Source organism: Methanimicrococcus hongohii, assembly GCF_032594095.1.
Lineage (GTDB): Archaea > Halobacteriota > Methanosarcinia > Methanosarcinales > Methanosarcinaceae > Methanimicrococcus > Methanimicrococcus hongohii.
Window position 1 is genome coordinate 766,043 of record NZ_CP131059.1, and the last position, 18,178, is coordinate 784,220.

The following is an 18,178-nucleotide window of genomic DNA, read 5'->3' on the forward strand; positions in this document are numbered from 1 at the left end:
TTTCATGCACCTCGGTCAATAATCTGTAAGAATGAATCAAAAACAGGCGCTTCCGTTGTAAAAGAATAAAATTTAGCGCCGTTCTTTTTGCAGATGTGGTCAATGGCTGCGATGTGATTGTCTAACTCTTTTAAGTAATTATTTCTGAAAGAATCACTCAAATAAGTTTTCATTTCGTCGCCGGTTTCCATATCGTAGAACCTTGAATCGCCTTTGATCGGAAGATTTTTTTCAAACGGATCTAAAATCTGGATCAGAATCAAATCGTTGCCGGATAAACGGTGAACGGAGGATTCGATGTGTTTGAGATCTTCCATGAAATCGGAAATAATGACAACAAGAGAGCGTGATTTGATGAGCTTTTCATATTTGTGCGTGCAAATATCCAAATCGGTCGTTCCTTCAAGTTCATGAGAAGCCAATCGGTCTGTCAGTTCAAGCAAATATCTCATGCCGCGTTTCGGCGCGTTGATGTCGATCGTTTCGTTAAAAGTAGAAATCGCGAATTTGTCGTTTTTGCGGGAAACGGTGTAAGCGACACCGAGTGCCATCATTGCGGCGTATTCGTATTTTTTAGTCGTGTTGTCCGGAAAATCCATACTTTTGCTGGCGTCAAGCAAAATGTGCGCCGTCAATGTTTTTTCTTCTTCGAACTGGCGGATGTAGAGCTTTTCGGTTCTGGAATAAGCTTTCCAGTCGATGTCCTTCATATCATCGCCCTGATAATATTCACGATAGCCGACCGTATCAATGCCTTTTCCGATACGCGTGGACGGACGGTTTCCGGCGTAAACGGTTGACACGCGTTTTCGAATCGCCATGTTGTAGCGGTCCAGCTGCCTGAGAAACTCGATATCGAAATTATGTTTTGTTTCAGCCATGTTTTTTCAGCGTTAAAGGGTTCGTTGCCAATCGATACATACTTTTGTTTCGATTTTGTTCGATTTGTATTCACTTTAATTCGATTCTGCTTTTGATGCATTTATTATTCTGCATATTATGATGCATTTATTATTTTGCATATTATAATGCATTTGCTATTGCATTCGACTGCTTTCGAATTTCCGCTGAAATTATTTCTTGGAACCAAACGGTAATTTTGCGCGAAGTCCTGAAGATTCATTCTCCTGCGGTTTGGCTTTTAAGAAACCGCCTTCGATGAGAAGGTCTTCGATTGCGTCATCGGGTGTAACGCCCGAGCGCTCGGCTTCGAAACTGAGAATGATTCTGTGTCTTAAAACGGGGTAAGACATGGCGATGACGTCTTCTTCTGCGACGTAATTGCGTCCGTGGATCAAGGCGCGGGCTTTGGACGCTAAGATAATTGCAATGGAGGCACGCGGAGAGGCGCCGTATTCGATTGCGCCGCCGTCACGGCTTCTCATGACTAACCGAATGGTTCTTTGTTTCAGTTCTTCTGAAATCGGGACGTCGCGTGTCAATTTTTGAAGGCTCATCAAAGTGTCTTTTGAAATGCCGCGCGATGTTGTCGGAGATGTCTGAGCGGTGTAGCGGTTAACGATTTCCAGTTCTTCATCAAAATCGGGATAGGGAACGAGGATTTTTAAAAGGAAACGATCGAGCTGGGCTTCCGGAAGCGGATATGTCCCTTCCTGTTCGATCGGGTTCTGCGTTGCGAGAACGAAGAACGGTTTGTCAAGCGGATAGGTGTGGCCGGCAACGGTGACCTGCTTTTCCTGCATGGCTTCCAAGAGCGCGGACTGCGTCTTCGGCGATGCACGGTTGATTTCGTCAGCCAAAACGATGTTGGCGAAAACCGGACCCTGTTCGAAACGGAATGATTTGTTGCCGCCGTGTTCTTCCACGATTGTGGTACCGGTAATGTCGGCCGGCATCAGGTCAGGCGTACACTGGATACGGTTGAAAGAAAGGTCGACGACTTTTGAAATCGTTGAGATCGTCAATGTTTTACCGAGACCGGGATTACTTTCTAAAAGAGCGTGACCGTTACATAAAAGAGCGATCATGACTTCTTCGACGACTTCTTTTTGTCCGACGATGACTTGTCCGATTTCGTTAAATAATGTTTCAAAGATTTTGTGCGCGTTTTCATAGGTTTTAACGAGCGCGGGATCGGCAACGGATTTTGGAGGAACGCTGTAAACATGTTCCTGCGCGAGCGCCGCATCGGCAGGTTCGCCGGCAGACTCGGCAGCAAATTTATCGGCAGCCGCAGGCGCTTCATCAAACGAATCGGAGTCATCGGGCGCATAAGAAGGCGCGTATGATTCGGATTCGTCTGTGAAGCCGGGGGTGTAATCTTGATCGAATTCTTCGTCATTTAAATTTTCTTTTGAATAGCGGTAGGATGTTTCAGTGTTTTCCGGTTCCATAATATTCCTCTGTTCTTGAAATTAAAAAATGTTATTTTAAAATTGATGAGATTAATTTATGAGATTAATTTATGAGATTAATTTATGAGATTGATAATGATTTTTGAATAAATAAAAAATGAAATCAGCTGTTTTCAGCCAATTTCTTAAAATATTCTTTGATGACATCTTCGTAGCCTGCCGGCAGCGTATCATAGAAGTGCTGCGAGCTTAAACTCTCGGGCGCGTAGGGCTGTGACGGCGTGAAATTGCTTTCGCTGCCTTCAAGCATGTCTCCCGGTCCCATGCCCGCGCCGGGCGGCAGCGTGACATCTATATCAACGCCGGGCGAACTTGAAATCGGCGGCGCTTCTGTCGGGATGCTGGAAGAGTTGTTGGAAGAGGTATTTTCATCAACTGGCGGCTGTGTTATTGAGCCGTTCGGGAATCTGTCCCAAACGTCGCCGGGAGAGAAAGAAGATGTGTATCCCGTAAAGAAAATGGCCGTCAAAAAGAGGCCGGCAACTATGATTGCGCCCAAACTGTAAGCGACTCTTTTTTTGTCGATAAGGTCCGTTGAAGCAACGCCTTCGATGTCTTGCGCGACGGAAGTGCGGAGTTCTGCCGCGATGAAATTATCAGAATCGCGGTTGTCGTATGCTGTTTTCAAGCGGTCTTTGAGTTCGGGGTATGTTTCTTCAACGAGGTCCTGCGATTTTTGGCGTTTCGGGGGAGTTCGTTTAAGAAGTTTGTAGATTCTGCCTCTGCTCCTGTCAATAACTTCCAAAATCAAAAGCGAGAACAGACAAACGATGAAGAACAGGAAAATCGTTTCGTAATTGATTGTGAAGAGCGGAATATCGGGCGACAAGCCGACATACGGTTCCGTCCACGGAATGAGTTTAAAAACTTCATCTAAGTTGAAATAGACGGCAATCAAAAGAATGATTAAAGCGATTGCCAAGAATTCGAGAAGATCATAAATCGTTCGATAGCGACGTATGACAGAATCCATTTTGCGTGTAAAGATTTCAAGATCCAATATGATCACATCTGTTGTATTCGTTTTTTCCGTTTTATGTAAAATTTATAATTAACATTTAAAAAATACTTATTAATAATTGTTTTCATTAATAATATTTATTCGTTTTAGGTGTTGCGTGTTTTTTAGTTATACTATTCAAATAATAATTTAGAATGAATAAACAGACACATTGATATTTAAAATTTTACATAGACTCAAACGAATTTGAAGTTTAATTGGTTTTAGACTTTTCGATTTTTCGATTTATTTTTGTTTTTAACTTTAGAGTTTTTTTAATTAAATCAATAACAAATAATAGATAAAACAAGAATCATTTAAATGTTATGTGGTGTATTTGTGTTGATATCTGTTGATTCTAAGCAAAAGGGACGAAAATGACTGAAGATAATGAAATGAAAAAAGAGATTGTTGTTTTAAGACTCGGTCACCGTCCCGAGAGAGATAAGCGCATTACGACGCACGTCGGCCTCACCGCGCGCGCGCTGGGCGCAAACGGTATGCTTCTCGCGTCTGACGATCAAAAGATTGCGAGCAATATTGAAGAGATGGCGAGCCGTTTCGGAGGCGATTTCTTTGTCAAGAATAATGTCAGCATGACAAAAGAAATCAGAAAATGGAAGGAAGCGGGCGGAAAAGTCTGTCATTTGTCGATGTACGGCATTAATCTTCCGGACGCCGTTCCCGAATTGAAGAGGCAGAACAAATTAATGTTAATTGTCGGCGCGGAAAAGGTCCCGGGCGAAGTTTACGAGCTTGCCGATTGGAATGTCGCTGTCGGCAACCAGCCGCACTCGGAAGTTGCGGCGCTTGCGATTGCGATGGACAGAATCGCAGAAAAGGATTCGTTAACAACTGTTTTTGACAACGCTGAATTGACGGTCGTTCCGACTGCGAAAGGGAAAAACGTGATTCATGATAATGAATTGAAAGAAAAGAAAGAGAAAAAGCAAAAAAAGAAATCGGAAGAGAAAAAAGACTGATTTTTCGGCCGCTGCCGCCGCGCGCGAGCCGCACCAATTTTTTATAGATTTTCAAACCTATCGTCCGTTTTTCATTAATTTTCCATTTTTAATATTCCAATTTTCATTTTTCAATTTTTAAAAATTCAAAGCGAATCATTAAATATTTCACGTTCCTTTTTTCTGACTACGCGGGAGCGGCAGGGCGGCTGCGGAAACGAATGTTTCTGAGGAAAGTCTCCCCACCCTCTTTCAGATTTGCGGATGTTTGTGAAGAACTTTTGGCGAGAGTCAAGGCTATGGCACAGAAACGATACCGGGCCGTGTCAGCGATGATGTGAAAAACTGAGGCGCACGGCGCACGGATGCAACGGTAAAACCCCGCAGGTGCAAGTTGTTTCGGGAGATACGCGTTTGATTTGAAAGCGCGCCCGAGTTAAAAGACGCAAAGCCGAATGCCGTCGTACATTTCAATATTGAGAAATCGTGTTGATGAATCAAAGATAAGAATGTTCTTTGAAAGTACAGAAAACAGAAGGGAGCTTACTCGCCGGACCCGCGTACATAAATTTTCTGCTACTTTTTTATTTATTTGTACTTTTTTATTATTTTTAGATAAACCTAAACATCCAATATAAAAAACCGGTGAACCTGAACGCCCGATAAAACACTAATTTTAAATGAGTTAGATTTTGGATAAAAGACGGCGTTCGATTTTTTTAGAATAAAATGAAGCCGATGTTTCGATTGAATTGGGATTTATGAAAAGTCCAAATACCGCCCCCGCAAGTCGAGATTCCCGTAGCGAAGCGAAGGGAATTGAGACTTGTCGGATTCTTCCCATACGAATAAAAAGATAAAATACCGACAAATCGCGCTAAATAGAATATTATATTGTACAAAAATAAAGAGCAGAGTCTGCTATTTCGTCGACTCGTAGTCAGAATCTCCATCTCCTCCTTCCCTCCGCTTACGCTTCGGGAACTCGTCGTTGGAGGAGCGGTACATTGACTATTCATACATTTCTTTCAAAAATCAAACATCGTCTTTTATCAATTTAAAAAAATTGGAACGCTTTTTTTCACTAAAATCTAAAAATTAAGATTAGGATTTTTAGCGGCGTTCGGGTTTAAAGAAATTATCAAAACCGATGTTTAGGTTTATCCAAAAATAAAAAAGAAATAAAAAGAGAAATGAAAGAAAAATAAAAAAGAATGAAAAGAAAAACAGAATTTTGAATTATTGCTCGTGACTGCAGCCGTTGATGATAATCCCGAGCATTTTATTTTGGAACGGAATTTCAAGACGAACAATATCCCAAAGCGTCTCGGGGTTCATACCGAACTCGGGATGAGTGATTTGAATATTCAAAGTTTGGAGAAACTCCCAATCCGCTTTCGGTTTTCTCTTTTTGTAATCATCGGGAAGAGAAAGCGCTTCTTCTTCCACTTTATTCAATAAATCAATCAAACGAAGCTGAAGATTTTCGTTTGTAATAAAATCGCTGTAAACAGGGCCGGAAGAGAGAGCGATGACTTCATCCAATTGAAAAACCATTCTTTCAACGATTTTTTTAGCGCTTTCGTCTTCGGGATGACAGGAACAAGCGCAGGAGGAGTCATCGTCCGCGCCGTCAATGAGCGGCCGGTCATAGCCGCGCGCGTGTGCATCATGATTATGAGATTCATGAAACCGATCGTGAGAGTCATGTAAATGTTCATGAGAATGATCATGACCGCATTCTTGAGAATGTTCATGAGAATAATCATGACCGCATTCTTGAGAATGTTCTTGAGAATGGTCATGGTCACAATCGTGAGAATGGTCGTGATTACATTCATGACCGCGATTATGATTGTTGTGATTGTGATTTTCCATTTAATCCCCCGAAATAAATCAATTCTCTTTCAAATTCTTCTAAATCAATATCCGTATTGTAACAGCCGGCTGATAAAAGCGGAATGCCGTAAGTCATTATTTTTGTCCGTTTCAGCTCGCGCATGCCTTTGTTAATTTCATAATTGCAGCCGATTGCCAAAACGCCGTCCGTTCCTTTTGCATCCGGATGTTTTAAAATATGTTTGACAAAAGATGAGCCTGTAATGATATAAAGTTTATAGCCGTGCTTTTCCGAGAGCCTTTTCATTTCGGCAAAAGAACATTTGCCGCAGGAAGTACATTGAATTCCCGTGCGCGTCGTGCGCGCTTTGCATTCCGCATGACGCATACAATGCGGCGCAAGTATGATTCTGTTTTTCGTCTGAGAAAATTTCTTGCGCTGAGCCGTGTTTTTGAGCTCCGACATCATCTTATGAAGTTTGTCGGGACTTTTGTAAACAAACATATAAACGGCAAGAAGCGGCTTGTAAAAGAAATCCATTACTCGAGAAGCATAAGACGCGAAAGCCGCGTTTTTCTGAAGGCGCGAGTGTCCGATATAAAATGCGATAAAAAGCAAAATTATGGAAAGGACGAGACCGATAACCAGAAGGCGTCCGATTTGATCATATGAAAACAAAGAAAAAATGAAAGTTGTGATTGAATTCACTATCGAAGATAAAGCGGAAAGAATGTCAGAAAAAAATGTCGAAATCGAGGTCGAAACCGCCGTTGAAACAGTTGAAGCCGTGTCTGAAATTGCCGCTGCAGCATCTGTTGAAGATAAAGCGGAAATATGTGAGGACAAAGACGAAATGTCTGTCAAAGACGAAGACGAAACTGCAATCGATGAAACTGATGAAGACAGATCTGAATTTGAAAAAGACAAATCTGAATTTGAAAACGAGATCGCAGGAATAAGTGACGGCATAATCAAACATCTCCCTTTTTTTCAAGATCGGATAATGTTATTGTTTTCAAAACGGATTCATTCGGAATCGGCGAGACCAATTCCATTTTAGAAATCACGTCAGCGACATTTACTTTTGTTTCAAAACAGCCGTCATTGATAAGATAAACGCCTTGTGACGGAATAACGGAAGTTTTCTGCATAGACTCGCTGAGTTCTACAGGGCAGGCGACGCCGATACATGAAGTCGGACGATATTCTTTAAAGATTTTTTTGACGAAACTGCTTCCGGGAACAACGAAAACTTTAAAATCGCGCTTTTCGGCTTCTTTCATAATTTCACCGACATCGCAGCGACCGCATTTGGTGCAAATAAAACCGTAAAGCGGATCACAGCGGGCACGACATTCGCTGCTTCGAAGACACTGCGGAAGCAGAATGACTTTTCGTTCCGTTTGTTTTTTGAATTTATTCAGATAAACGGTGTTTTGGATTTCAACAAGAATTTCATCTACGAGCAAATCGTTCATTGAAAACGCATGAAAAACCCATTTGACGGGCGCGTAAAACAAATAGAGCATAAATAAAACGAAGGTCGGAAAAATGACTTTCTTTTTTCGGATGCTGTAAATGCCGATGGCTAACGCGAGCAAATTGAAAAGAATAATGAATAATAAAAGCCAGACGGCGATTTTCCCGATTAAAATGTAATTGATAGCGATAAAAGTCCCTCACATGCGTTTTTTTAAAAGATGTTTTTGTTTTTGCAATTTTTTAAACTGTTTTTGTTTTGCAATTTTTTAAACTGTTTTTTGCAATCGTTTTTAATTTTGTTTTTAATTTCGTTTTACTTTATTTTTAATTTCGTTTTTTGATTCTGTTTTTTAAGGATAACTATTTGAAAGGACTTAACCGTGTCATTCAATAAAACAATTTCTCACGATTAATTTGAATAAATTATAATATATAATATTCTTCAAATGTATATAATACCTTTCATGAATATATAGACAGTATCTTATATATACTAAACGATCGTTGTTGAATATGAATAAAAACGAGAGAGGTGGATTTGAGAAATGATAAACATACATTCTCAAAATACGGGTCAGCCCGTTAGAAACATTATAAAGATTGATGAAGAAAAATGCGTCGGCTGCGGTTTATGCACAAAAGCCTGTCATTTGGGAATTATCGGAATCACAGACGGCAAAGCCAAACTTTTGCAGCCCGATGTCTGCGACGGATTAGGCAGATGTTTGCCGAAGTGTCCGACGGGCGCAATTTCATTCCAAAATGCCGGGGCGGCAATCGAAAGCAAACCGGAGGAGAATAAATGCAACAGCAGCAGCGCTGCGCTTCCGACCGCGGGAAGTTGTCCCGGAACAAACGCAAAAGTCATTGAACGCCCCGCCGAAGCAGCCCCGCTTGCCTACGGCTGTCCCGGAACGAACATGAAGACGATCAAACGCCCGACAGCGCCGACGGCCGTCGCATCTGCCGCACCGGCTGCGCCCGCAGCGCAGACAACTGCTTCAAATACTGCAGCTGCCTCGGAAAGACAATCTCAGCTTGCGCAATGGCCGATTCAAATCAAGCTTGTGCCTGCAAACGCGCCTTATCTTGACGGCGCTCATCTGCTGATTGCCGCCGACTGCGCGGCATACGCGTACGGTAATTTTCATAATGAATTTATGAAAAACAAAATCACGCTTATCGGCTGCCCTAAGTTAGACGAAGGCGATTATTCCGAAAAACTTACGGCAATTATTAAAAACAACAATATCAAATCCGTAACGATTGCACGTATGGAAGTTCCCTGCTGCACCGGTCTTGAAAATGCCGTTAAAACAGCGCTTCAAAACAGCGGCAAAATGATTCCGTGGCGCATTGTTGTGATTTCAACGGACGGCAGGATATTGGAAGATTAAATTTTGATGAATCGTGATATAGATAAAGAATTATCATGATTCCTTTTTAATTTTATGAAAAACGACGAGTGATTTTAGAATTGTTTTAAAAAAATGACGTAGATTGCGCGCGGCGGATGATTGAAAATCAATAAAAAAGAAAAAATAAGAAAGGCAAATGAATGCCGTTCTTAAGCTTCAACAACTTCAAGAGTATATGTAATACCTGTAACTGGACCCAAAATTACTGTACTTTCTGAGGGTTCAGGAGTGCCGCTGACACCTTCAGTCAATATAATTTTTGCATCTGCACCATTGATTTTCGCAGTAAACGTATAAGAGCTGCCAACATCCTCAACATACCTTGTTGTTTTGCCTGCGGAAATTGAATCAACTTTCACATCATTTTCATAGATTTCCGCACCGACCGGTAATATAAAGTTCAAAACTGCTGAGTTCAAAATATAGACGTTAAATGTACCGTCATCAGTTGTAACAGTCAAACTGACCTCAGTGGGATTTACACCGCCATTTTCGAAATCGTTGGAATCAATGCCTGGTTTCATATTGACAGTAACAATTTTGCCGGCAGTTTCAATTGTATCAATTATATTCGCATTTTCGGTTGTATTTGCTGAAACACTCTTCGCAAATTCAAATGCCAATGACTTTCCTGCAATTTCATCACCGGGTATGTAAATGAATACATTTTTCTCTGCAATCAAATTCTGGTCTATGTACCAATTAGCATTTCCGTCAACGGTTGCTGTTGTTTTCATTTCGAAAGAAACTGCTACATTATAGATTTTAGATTCGGGAGTGAATTTATAATCATAACCGATAGGTGTCGTTGAAACATCATCACCATCAATGTCCGTCAATGCAAAATCGGAACGGACGTAACCGGATTTAGGCGTAAAGGAGAATATAGCCTTTCCAACCCACGGAATGATCTTCTTTCCTGACACAACTTCTGCATACTCTTCATCATCTATAAGAGTCATTGAACCGTTTGAACCGACGTCTGTCAAGAAATAGGCAAAATCCACAAATCCGACATAATAATCAGTTGTACCGACTGTAACTGTTATAAGAAGATCATCATTTTCTAAATCAGGTTCATCTTGAAAATCGAAAGATACAGTCTTGCCGCTCGTTTTAAAACTGTCAGGATCAATATCCGCTCCTTCATCCATAAGGATTTCTACATTGGATACAGTGCCGGTCATAGTAATTTCAACTGTATTTCCGGAAACTTCTTTTGCAGGAATTCCAACGACCAATATGTTGTATGTTTCATCATCTTCTTCAACTATTTCATTGTAAACAAATAAATCAACTTTCAAATCATAGTCAGAAAGATTCAGTATTGAAGAGAAAGAAGGAGAAGTTTTACGGCTTCCGCCGCCTCCGCCGCTGCCTTGATTGGCGTACACAACATCAGGCAAACCGGACGTGCTTGTTGTATTTGTCGTATTAGAAGTGTTGGATGTCGTATTCGTTGTGTTGGAAGTGTTTGTCTTGTTGTTTGTCGCATTGCTTGTGTTATTGGATGCGTTGCTTGTACCGTTGCCAGTTCCGTTTGTCGCATTGTCATCATCGCCAAAGCCGAGACAGCCTGCGCCGGCAAGACCAATGACTGCAAGAAGCACAACCAAAATCAAAAGATATTGCTTTTTATTAATTATCATAATGTAAACCCTCATTGCCCAGAGATAAATTTCTCTCAATGATATTTCAATTTAAAACGGACATAATTCCGATAAAACCGGCGAAATATGTAGCGGATAAAAATTTATGAACGGACTAAAAAGTTCACAAGATAATGAATAATAATCCCCGAACACAAAAATTCAATCAGAACCAAATCGCCAGATAAATACAATTGTAGTTATTATATTTAATAGTTGTTGAAAAATAGACACTGATGCACCAATAAAATAAAAATCAGACACAACTGTATCAAGAATCATAATATTCTCTCAACTCATGAAAAGGATTATGAGTCAATCAAATCGCAACAAGTTATCCATTTCTTTAGCGGTGAGTCCTCATATAAAAAACAAAATGGAAGCACTTGTTTCAACGAAACAGTTCGGATCTGTCTCAGATGTCGTAAACACTGCCATTTTAATGTTTTTAGGAAAACTGACATTTTGTGAAAACGAAACGGATTTTAATGATTTCATTTCAGCAATCACAGACACAGAAGCTGAAAAAATAAAAAAGGAACAAATATCCGTCTCTTATAATAAATTTGTAGACGATGAATTAAAAGAGCTTTCAAACCTTCTTAAAAAAAGTAAATCTTTTATTGTTCGAATGGCAATCAACGATTTTTTTGCATATTATAACGGCAAAGCAAACAGTTTAGCTGACCGCAAAACAGAGAGATATCCGGCATCGGAAGATGAACTCAGAGAATTCGTATTAAAAATAATAAACGAAACGAATCTTGAATAAAATCATAATAAAACGGAATCCTGTTAAGACGATTTATGAAAAACGAATCACGATTTTAAAATGTTTTGAAAAATTGAGCGATTCGCGCGCGGGCAGCAAAAAATAAAGATGAATTCAGCCAATTACAGCTGAATTAAAAATATTTATTTTTAGATTTCACCTTTACCACATCCGTAAATAAATTCTCCATTTACGATAACGTCACCATAGACTTCTTTGTACTTGAATGTGAGATTCCTAAACAAATCACAAAGATCATCCGTAATTTCCTCATTTTCTTCACAATCCGTTTCAATATTGATTATATATTTTGCCATTTTAAATCTCCTGTAAATTACTATAATAAAGCTAATAATTTTGCGATTTCATGATTGATTTTTGTAACTCCTCATTACTTATCGTTTCCCACAAAACTTTTCACTCCGACTACAGTTCCATTCGTTCCCCTTACAATATCTTCGGATGCAGTTGCAGGACTTATGAAGTCTTTCCTCCCGGGAAATGCTTCCCTTGCTATTCCACTAACAATATAAAAAACATCATCAATTTCATCAGGAAGCTTTGCTTTATCATGTCTGGATCCTAATTTGTACACAGGAATTTCCATTCCATTCCATAACATTCGTCTCGTAAGAACCCGTTCAGTAGGAACTCTGAATACCCCTTTGCTCTCAAAGATGTGTTTCACACCATCAACATCAATGTAGACTACATCATGTGGTGTAAGGTTTACCAATTCGATCATCTAAATGTCTCCTCCGTATCACTCTTCAAATCTTTCAATTCCCCACTCCTTGTCATCTTTACGGAGGGTGGCGGGTGTTTTTGCCTGATACTTTCTAGAATATCCTTTGATATAATAGTAAGCGACTCCGTTCTGTTCAATCAATTCAAGACCGCGTTTAACGGCATCACTATCAGAAGAACGTGTTTTTATTTGTTTGGAACTTACGGTTTTTGTTTTAAATCCAATTGATTCGTTTTTGACATCACTATTAGTAACTATATTGTCTGTGTTTACAATAGGCTTGTCTGATGTATTTTTGACATTAGATGTTTCCAATGAAACAAGGAGCGGAACATGATCACTGTAACTTATCCAGTCTTTTGTTTGCCCCAATTCTGCATATTTAATTTTTTCATTAGCTGCAAAAACATAATCAATATGTGTGGATGGCCCATTCTTGTGAAGGGTTTTTTCCGTTTCTTTGCCGAATGATTCACCAGTTTGTTTGTGATAGGCACTGATCAATCCTTTCTCGTCTAATAATTTGTAAATTGCATTTACATCTGCAATACGTCCATTCTCAGGCTTCATGTCAAGGTTCAGGTCTCCTGCAATAACACAGTTGTTGTCAATCCTTTGTTCATTTTTCTCAAGGTATTCTCTCAAATACGGGGAATAATACCCTTTTTCTGTTGTGTGTGCCCAAATTCCAAGAATATTAAGATCATCCACCTTGCAAAAGAGATAATATCTGAGATTACCATCATCGATATCATGTTCCAATTCTGAAAAATTTCTATCATTTTTGACAAAAATCCCCAGTCCCGATGTCCCGTCCCTACTTTTATGCCCAACCCACAATGGTTTTTGAATGCCGAATTTTTTTAATAAATTTGATATTTCTTCGGAATTCGGATTCGGACATTCCTGTATTATATACACATCGGCTTCCGCCAATTTTACAATTTGTTCAAACTTTTCAGGAAATCTACCATAGGAACAATTCCAACTAACTATTTTCAAAATTTCACATCCTGTTACTTTAGCCTTCACAATTCGATCCGGAATTGTGTTTTAAATACCTATTATTTTGATGCATCGTGCTTGTAAAATATTTGACATCAATAGTAACAAAATGTTGCAACTACTCAAAATTTGAACAAAATTTTAGAATTAGAAAAAAAATGTAAAATACAACTAAAGAAAATATCAAAATTAAATAATTAACTACAAACCATAAATCATAACTAAAGTATATAAAAGTTTCTAAAAAAGAAGACGAAATGAAAATCATTCCGATCAATTGCCCGACAAGCGGACTTCAATCAACTCTCCGTTTCTAAATCCGTCTTTAATTTTGTCAACCAATTCCGAATCCGTTCGAAGCTTTATGTCCCCGCCGCGGCCGACCGTTGCACTGAAAAACGGTTTACCTGAAATGAAAACGTCAACGTCTTTGCCCGAAAATTCGGGAACGCGGAGAATAAAATGCTTTTTTGTTTTCTCAAAAATCGGAATGACATATTCCGGATTGTTGCCGTATTCATCAGAAACATCATCGTAGCCGCCGAATTCCGATGCATCAAATTCATCGGTTTTTGAAACAGAACGCTTTTTGCGGCGTTGTGAAGCATATTCATCATAATCACCGGCATCATAACCGTCAAAACGACCATCGCTGTCGCTGTCACCGGCGTGATTTTTTTCATTCTTTTTCTTGGCGTAAAAATAATGAGCCGGCATTTCACGGACATCAATTCGAAGACCCGTGTGCGATTCAATGCGGTTGATCGTATCGCCGCCGCGCCCGATGATTTTCTTTTTATCCGCCGTCTTCACTTTAACAACCGCGCTTGTGTCTGAAATCAATTCGACCTCAAACGGTCCCGACGCGTAGCGTTCGATTTCTTCGGAAAGCATCTCCTCCGTTTCCGCCCAAAACGGTTTTCGCTCCGTCGGCGACGCGGCGCCTCCCGGACCGACCGGCATGACAACCACCTGTTCGCCGTAAGTGTAAATTTCAAATTCGGTTTTGCCCGAAGTCATTTCACTGACAATAATTACGGGTCTTGCCAAATCCGCTTCCATCATGCCATGCGGCACTTTGACGGTAAATTCCAGCGTATAAACTTTTGAAATCTGACCTTTGTCAATGAAAATAACAGTATCGACGACCTGCGGAATGACGCCGAGTTCGATTCTGCCGATCAGGCGCTGAACCGCGTCAATTGCTCTTGTCGCGTGAACGACGCCGATCATGCCGACGCCTGCCAAACGCATATCGGCAAACAACATGAAATCCTGCGTTTTTCTGACCTCGTCATAAATTGTATAATCGGGACGAACGAGAAGCAAGAGGTCTGCCGTGTTTTCCATTTTGCCTTCAAGCGGCGCATACTGCGTAATTTCCGTCGGCACCTGAAGGTCACGCGGCGATTCCATTGTTTTAACAACATTGCCGTTTTCCAAAAGGAATTTGGCAACAGACGCTGAAAAAGTCGATTTCCCCGCGCCGGGAGATCCCGCAATCAAAATGCCGCGCTGCTGCAAAATTCTTTCTTTCAGAATGTCATTCGCCTGATATTTTTCGAAATCGACATGCGCGATCGGACGAACGATCGTGATTTCAAAATCATCCGAAAACGGCGCTTCCGTAATCGCAATTCTCATGTCGCGGACTTGAAGGATCAAAGCGCCGTTGTATTCCATTTCAATAAAAGATTCGGAATCGATTTTCGTAAAATGGACCAATTCGGATTTGATACGCTCCAATTCCTGCGCCGTACAAAGCGTGTCCCGAATCGGAAGGTATTTCATTTCCCCGACAGACCCGCGCTTGGCCATCGGCATCACATTCGTTTTCAAGTGAACGGACATGGTTTGATCGTCAAAGAAAGAGAGAACGGACAAATCGGAAACGTCGGCTTCTTTTTCGCGGATGACGGGCGGCACGTAATCAACATTTAAGCCGCGCGCTTTTCCGACGATCGCTTGTACTTTATCGGACGTGACAAACAGACCGCCGACATTCATTGCCGTTTGGCGGATGAGCGCGTCCACTTCACCGAGTTTCGCATCACGGATTTGGTGAACGGTCGGCCGATTGCCTTCAAATTTAAGCTGAATTTGTCCCTCCTCATCCATTTGTCTGAGAATCAAAAGCTCGTCGATGCCGTAAACACCTGTTTCTCTTTTGCTGTCGGCTTGGTTTTCAAGTTCCGCCAAAACAGCTTCGGGAATGATAACTTCTAAAACATCGTTTTCAACGGGTTTGTATCTGCCGCCGGTAATTGATGTTGAAAGAACGCCGTCGATAACGGCGCTTGTGTCCGCGACAATAATGTCTGTCGGAAAAACGGCGTCCGAATCGTAATCAAATTGAAAGCCGTCGGCTTCCGTTTCAACGGAGCGGAACGTTTTTGTTTGTGATTTTGAAGATTGTGATTTTGAAGAAGAAGTTTTTCGGGTAGTCATAAAGAAAAACAGGCTTTGTTTGTATTAATAAATGTTTGAAATAAATATTTGAAAAAAAAAGAAAAAAATGTTTGAAAAAATATTTGAAAAAGAAAAAAAGAAGAATGGTAAAATTATACCATTCTGCGGCTCTTAAAATATTTTTTATGATTTTATGATTTTAAGAGGTTTTCATTTTTAAGAGGTTTTCATTTTTAAGAGATTGTCAATTCATAGGTGCTGCTTTCGGCAAATGTATAAGCTGTCCCGAGTGTGAAAGTCGCATCTTCCGTTCCGCTCTTTTTGAGAACAGCGGTGCCGGTGCTTGTAAAAGTATCGGCGAAATTGACATCGACAACATAATTATATTCGCCTTCTTCCAAGCTCAAACCGCTTTCTGTAGTAAGCGTACAGCCTGATCCGACCGTAATTTTCAGCACAGCGGATTGCAGAATTGAAACATTATAAGTGCCGGTGCTTGTTTCAACTTCAAAAGAAGCGTCAGGAAGTCCGACACCGCCGTTTTGCATACCGGACAAATCAGATACCAAAACAATATCAAGACCGGAACTGCCGTTTGCATTGATTGCCGAAATAATGGATGTGTCAAAAGTTGTCGGAACAGCTGTCACAGTACCGCTCAGCTGAATCGTCAATGTTTTTTCTGACAATTCGTTTGCCGGAACATACAAATAAATTGTTTTTCCTTGCGCCTGAGAGTTCAAATTCTGCTCAATGCGAATTTCCGAACCGTCAGCGTAGGTTCCGGTCACTTCTTTTTCAAATGCTGCCTGAACCGCATATGTTTGGGGTGAAACGGCGGCTGTTGTTTCATAAGTGTTTAATCCGGTTTGAGACAAAGGAACCGATTGGTTCTGACTGTCCGTCAATACCAAAATGCCGACATTACCTTCATCGGGCGTTAAAGTGAATAAAATTCTCATCAATTCGGATGAAACTGTTTTTGAAGAATTGGCTTCAACAGTGCTTTCAAAATAAGCGCGGTTGTCATCTTCTTTCGGGATTTCAACCATTTCAAAAGAACCGCCGGCTGAGGCCGAGGCTTTGAAAACAGCGCTTGAATAGAATGAAACTTTATAAACAGTATCGCCGCACGTCACGTTCAAGTCAAAAGAACCCCAATTTTTCACGGCCGACTGATCGGCGGCATTTTCGGTGAAATTAAAGCTGATTGTTTTTGCTTTTGTCGTGACAGAATTGTTGTCAATCAATTCTGGAGAACGGACTTCAAATCCGGTGATGCTTGCGGGAATTTGCAAACTGAAAGCCTGACCGGAAATTTCAGAAGACGGCACATAAATATGCACTTCTTTGATGTTCGGATCGTTTGTGTCATTGAATTCTGAAACCATCGGAGAATCGCCCAGCATTGCAGGAGACGTGTTTTCAGAAGTATTGCTCTTGCGGCTGCTACCGCCGCCGCTGCCGCCGTCGTGGTTTGCAACGACGACATCAGGTAAAGAAGAAGAGGTTTGCGTATTTGCCGAAGAATTAGACGACGGCGTTGAACTGCCGGGCGTCGTTTGTGTCGAACCGGAACTGTTATGTGTATTGCTGCTGCCTGACGATGTTGATCCTGCGGGTGCGGAACCGTTTTTGTCAGTGTTGTTTTCATTTTTGTTAAGACATCCTGCACCAATCATTCCGACAACTGCCAGAAGAACGATGAGAACGATCAATATTTGCTTTTGTTTTTGAATCATAGCTTTGCGCCACCTGAATTCGTAGAGATAGAGTGCACATTGCTAAAGCCCGTTTTGCCAATACAAGATATAGAATTTACTCAAATATATATATTTCGAATGATAAATAAATAAACAGGAACACGGAATAAAATGAACATAAAATGAACATAAAATGGACATGGGAGGGCGGATAAGATGAACAAAATGAGAAATAGAAATAAAAAAGAAAAAGAAATAAAAAAGAAATAGAAATAAAAAAGAAAATAGAAAATCAATAAAAATGAGTTAAACCGACATTGATTGTTAAATTTTATTTTGAATAAACATCATTTTCATCAAAGACTTTTTCGCCGACGATTTTTCCGTCAACCGTGCGGTAAAAACATGAACGATATCCGTTGTGACAGGCACCTCCGATTTGATCGACTTCCAATAAAAGGCAATCGGCATCGCAGTCGTACCGGATTTGTTTGACATTTTGGACATGACCGGAAGTTTCGCCTTTTTTCCATAAGGATTGGCGGCTGCGGCTCCAATAGTGAGCGATTTTTGTATTTAGAGTCAGTTTCAAAGCCTCTTCATTCATGTAAGCGAACATGAGAACTTCTTTTGAATCGATATCCTGAACAATTGCGGGAATCAAGCCGTTCTCAAATTTAAATTCGGAAAAATTGACGGCGTCTGATGAAAATGAGTTGTTTGAATTTTCGGTGCCGCATTTATTGACTTGTTCATTGATTTGTTCATTGGAACAGTCATTGCCGCATTTGCATTTTGAGTTGTCCATATCTGAA

15 protein-coding genes, 1 other RNA gene and 1 pseudogene are annotated in these 18,178 nt (G+C 40.5%); 4 read left to right on the forward strand and 13 right to left on the reverse strand.

Annotated features, from left to right (window positions below):
- Nucleotides 1-2: 2 nt before the first annotated feature.
- The 3 genes and pseudogenes from MmiHf6_RS03490 to MmiHf6_RS03500 form a co-directional block, all read right to left on the reverse strand.
- Nucleotides 3-881: a DUF58 domain-containing protein gene (locus MmiHf6_RS03490; protein WP_316558320.1), complete on the reverse strand. Its 879-nt coding sequence runs from the start codon at nucleotides 879-881 to the stop codon at nucleotides 3-5.
- A 279-nt stretch (nucleotides 882-1,160) separates the two neighbouring features.
- A pseudogene (locus MmiHf6_RS03495) lies at nucleotides 1,161-2,057 on the reverse strand (AAA family ATPase); the annotation flags it as partial.
- A 421-nt stretch (nucleotides 2,058-2,478) separates the two neighbouring features.
- Nucleotides 2,479-3,375 carry a DUF7502 family protein gene (locus tag MmiHf6_RS03500; protein ID WP_316558321.1) on the reverse strand — a complete coding sequence of 299 codons (897 nt, stop codon included), beginning with the start codon at nucleotides 3,373-3,375 and terminating at the stop codon, nucleotides 2,479-2,481.
- Between the two features lie 377 nt (nucleotides 3,376-3,752).
- On the opposite strand from MmiHf6_RS03500, the gene MmiHf6_RS03505 reads away from it, so the two are divergent.
- Both MmiHf6_RS03505 and rnpB read left to right on the forward strand, forming a co-directional pair.
- A complete protein-coding gene (locus MmiHf6_RS03505; RefSeq protein ID WP_316558322.1) occupies nucleotides 3,753-4,358 on the forward strand; it encodes a tRNA (cytidine(56)-2'-O)-methyltransferase in 606 nt (201 codons plus the stop codon).
- Between the two features lie 172 nt (nucleotides 4,359-4,530).
- Nucleotides 4,531-4,895: RNase P RNA component (rnpB, locus tag MmiHf6_RS03510), an RNA gene on the forward strand.
- Between the two features lie 681 nt (nucleotides 4,896-5,576).
- Here rnpB and MmiHf6_RS03515 read toward each other — a convergent pair.
- From MmiHf6_RS03515 to MmiHf6_RS03525, 3 genes are read right to left on the reverse strand one after another with little or no spacing between them, the layout of a single operon-like run.
- Nucleotides 5,577-6,215: a ribonuclease HepT family protein gene (locus MmiHf6_RS03515; RefSeq protein WP_316558323.1), complete on the reverse strand. Its 639-nt coding sequence runs from the start codon at nucleotides 6,213-6,215 to the stop codon at nucleotides 5,577-5,579.
- Nucleotides 6,187-7,146 carry a DUF116 domain-containing protein gene (locus tag MmiHf6_RS03520; RefSeq protein WP_316558324.1) on the reverse strand — a complete coding sequence of 320 codons (960 nt, stop codon included), beginning with the start codon at nucleotides 7,144-7,146 and terminating at the stop codon, nucleotides 6,187-6,189. Before MmiHf6_RS03520 ends, MmiHf6_RS03515 begins: the two co-directional genes overlap by 29 nt.
- A gap of 2 nt (nucleotides 7,147-7,148) precedes the next feature.
- Nucleotides 7,149-7,706, reverse strand: a complete 558-nt coding sequence (locus MmiHf6_RS03525; RefSeq protein WP_316558646.1) for a DUF116 domain-containing protein — start codon at nucleotides 7,704-7,706, stop codon at nucleotides 7,149-7,151.
- A gap of 498 nt (nucleotides 7,707-8,204) precedes the next feature.
- Between MmiHf6_RS03525 and MmiHf6_RS03530 the strand changes: the two genes are divergently transcribed.
- The gene (locus tag MmiHf6_RS03530; RefSeq protein ID WP_316558325.1) at nucleotides 8,205-9,056 is read left to right on the forward strand and encodes an ATP-binding protein; all 852 of its coding nucleotides are present in this window, start codon (nucleotides 8,205-8,207) and stop codon (nucleotides 9,054-9,056) included.
- A gap of 170 nt (nucleotides 9,057-9,226) precedes the next feature.
- On the opposite strand, the gene MmiHf6_RS03535 is transcribed toward MmiHf6_RS03530, so the two are convergent.
- On the reverse strand, nucleotides 9,227-10,726 hold the full coding sequence (locus MmiHf6_RS03535) for a hypothetical protein (protein WP_316558326.1): 1,500 nt from the start codon (nucleotides 10,724-10,726) through the stop codon (nucleotides 9,227-9,229).
- A 310-nt stretch (nucleotides 10,727-11,036) separates the two neighbouring features.
- Here MmiHf6_RS03535 and MmiHf6_RS03540 point away from each other — a divergent pair, with 310 nt between their 5' ends.
- Nucleotides 11,037-11,498, forward strand: coding sequence for a hypothetical protein (locus tag MmiHf6_RS03540; protein WP_316558327.1), 462 nt, complete (start codon nucleotides 11,037-11,039; stop codon nucleotides 11,496-11,498).
- A gap of 149 nt (nucleotides 11,499-11,647) precedes the next feature.
- Here the strand turns inward: MmiHf6_RS03540 and MmiHf6_RS03545 are convergent, their stop codons facing one another.
- The 6 genes from MmiHf6_RS03545 to hisI all read right to left on the reverse strand — a co-directional run bounded on the left by MmiHf6_RS03545 (nucleotide 11,648) and on the right by hisI (nucleotide 18,123).
- Nucleotides 11,648-11,815, reverse strand: coding sequence for a hypothetical protein (locus tag MmiHf6_RS03545; protein WP_316558328.1), 168 nt, complete (start codon nucleotides 11,813-11,815; stop codon nucleotides 11,648-11,650).
- A 74-nt stretch (nucleotides 11,816-11,889) separates the two neighbouring features.
- Nucleotides 11,890-12,243 (reverse strand): hypothetical protein, encoded by a 354-nt coding sequence (locus MmiHf6_RS03550; protein ID WP_316558329.1) that lies wholly within the window; start codon nucleotides 12,241-12,243, stop codon nucleotides 11,890-11,892.
- 18 nt (nucleotides 12,244-12,261) lie between these two features.
- Nucleotides 12,262-13,278, reverse strand: coding sequence for an endonuclease/exonuclease/phosphatase family protein (locus MmiHf6_RS03555; protein WP_316558330.1), 1,017 nt, complete (start codon nucleotides 13,276-13,278; stop codon nucleotides 12,262-12,264).
- A gap of 246 nt (nucleotides 13,279-13,524) precedes the next feature.
- Nucleotides 13,525-15,699 (reverse strand): PINc/VapC family ATPase, encoded by a 2,175-nt coding sequence (locus MmiHf6_RS03560; protein WP_316558331.1) that lies wholly within the window; start codon nucleotides 15,697-15,699, stop codon nucleotides 13,525-13,527.
- 194 nt (nucleotides 15,700-15,893) lie between these two features.
- Nucleotides 15,894-17,402 carry a hypothetical protein gene (locus tag MmiHf6_RS03565; RefSeq protein ID WP_316558332.1) on the reverse strand — a complete coding sequence of 503 codons (1,509 nt, stop codon included), beginning with the start codon at nucleotides 17,400-17,402 and terminating at the stop codon, nucleotides 15,894-15,896.
- Nucleotides 17,403-17,694: 292 nt separating this feature from the next.
- Nucleotides 17,695-18,123: a phosphoribosyl-AMP cyclohydrolase gene (gene hisI, locus MmiHf6_RS03570; RefSeq protein ID WP_420891319.1), complete on the reverse strand. Its 429-nt coding sequence runs from the start codon at nucleotides 18,121-18,123 to the stop codon at nucleotides 17,695-17,697.
- Nucleotides 18,124-18,178: the final 55 nt, after the last annotated feature.

Bases quoted from the DNA above. Each gene is read 5' to 3' on its own strand.
- MmiHf6_RS03490 (WP_316558320.1), bottom strand. From the start codon at position 881: ATGGCTGAAACAAAACATAATTTCGATATCGAGTTTCTCAGGCAGCTG.
- MmiHf6_RS03505 (WP_316558322.1), top strand. From the start codon at position 3,753: ATGACTGAAGATAATGAAATGAAAAAAGAGATTGTTGTTTTAAGACTC.
- MmiHf6_RS03515 (WP_316558323.1), bottom strand. From the start codon at position 6,215: ATGGAAAATCACAATCACAACAATCATAATCGCGGTCATGAATGTAAT.
- MmiHf6_RS03520 (WP_316558324.1), bottom strand. From the start codon at position 7,146: ATGCCGTCACTTATTCCTGCGATCTCGTTTTCAAATTCAGATTTGTCT.
- MmiHf6_RS03525 (WP_316558646.1), bottom strand. From the start codon at position 7,706: ATGCTCTATTTGTTTTACGCGCCCGTCAAATGGGTTTTTCATGCGTTT.
- MmiHf6_RS03530 (WP_316558325.1), top strand. From the start codon at position 8,205: ATGATAAACATACATTCTCAAAATACGGGTCAGCCCGTTAGAAACATT.
- MmiHf6_RS03535 (WP_316558326.1), bottom strand. From the start codon at position 10,726: ATGATAATTAATAAAAAGCAATATCTTTTGATTTTGGTTGTGCTTCTT.
- MmiHf6_RS03540 (WP_316558327.1), top strand. From the start codon at position 11,037: ATGAGTCAATCAAATCGCAACAAGTTATCCATTTCTTTAGCGGTGAGT.
- MmiHf6_RS03545 (WP_316558328.1), bottom strand. From the start codon at position 11,815: ATGGCAAAATATATAATCAATATTGAAACGGATTGTGAAGAAAATGAG.
- MmiHf6_RS03550 (WP_316558329.1), bottom strand. From the start codon at position 12,243: ATGATCGAATTGGTAAACCTTACACCACATGATGTAGTCTACATTGAT.
- MmiHf6_RS03560 (WP_316558331.1), bottom strand. From the start codon at position 15,699: ATGACTACCCGAAAAACTTCTTCTTCAAAATCACAATCTTCAAAATCA.
- MmiHf6_RS03565 (WP_316558332.1), bottom strand. From the start codon at position 17,402: ATGATTCAAAAACAAAAGCAAATATTGATCGTTCTCATCGTTCTTCTG.